Origin of the sequence: Frankia nepalensis (assembly GCF_016786325.1) — a bacterium.
Lineage (GTDB): Bacteria > Actinomycetota > Actinomycetes > Frankiales > Frankiaceae > Pseudofrankia > Pseudofrankia nepalensis.
The window spans coordinates 1-813 of the sequence record NZ_JADWYU010000055.1 but is presented as its reverse complement, the minus strand read 5'-3'; the positions used below and the strand labels follow the sequence as shown (position 1 = coordinate 813).

1 protein-coding gene is annotated in these 813 nt (G+C 71.6%); it reads right to left on the bottom strand.

All coding sequences use genetic code 11. The features are described from left to right. Window positions 1-62: 62 nt before the first annotated feature. Window positions 63-813, bottom strand: a 751-nt coding sequence (locus I6A81_RS02490; protein WP_203007263.1) for a S8 family serine peptidase, incomplete at its 5' end; no start/stop codon positions are given.

The window sequence follows — 813 nt, the reverse complement described above, 5'->3', positions numbered from 1 at the left end:
ACCGGGACTGGCCGGGCCGGGGGGGCCCGGCCGGGCCAGCCTGTGTTCGGTCAGCCGCGGGCTCAGTGGATCTGGGCCGCCGCCTTCGCGCTGACGACGCCGTAGCCGTAGAAGCCGTTGAACTTCTTGGTGCCCTCGCACGGCTTGGTGTAGTCGGCGGGGACCGGCGGGGCGTAGACGTACGGGTTGGTCGCCGGGCAGGCGGTCGCCGTCGCGGTCCGCTTCAGCGCCGCGATGACGTCCGCGGGCTTGGCGGTCACCCCGCCGTGCCAGTCGGGCCTGCCGATCTGGCTGATGATGATCGCGGCGACGCCGGTGGCGTGCGGCGCGGCCATCGAGGTGCCCTGCAGGTATTGGTAGTACGACGTCTTGCCCTTGCTGTCGTCGCGGATCACGAACGGCGTCGTCGGGTTGCCGCTGGCGTCGATGTCGCCGTTGGCCTCGGCGACGTTCTTCGGGTAGGCCGCCAGGATCAGTTTCGCCGCGTCCCGGGTGGTCGAGCCGTCGTAGGCGTCACCGCCAGGGGCCGCCACGATCGTCTGCTCGACGCCGTAGTTGCTGTAGTAGCTCAGCCGGCCGGACGGCCCGACCGCGTTGATGTCGGCGACGCCCTCGGCCTCGGACGGCATCGACAGGCACGAGTTGTCGATGTCCCGCTCGTAGGCGCCCGACTGCGACTGCGGGTACGGGTAGTCGGGGCTGGTGTCGTCGAACGCGGGCTTGCCGGTGTCGGTGGCCTCGTTGCCGGCCGCCGCGATCAGGGTGACGCCGCGCAGGGTCGCGTAGCGGACCGCGCGCTGGGTGGCCTCGATG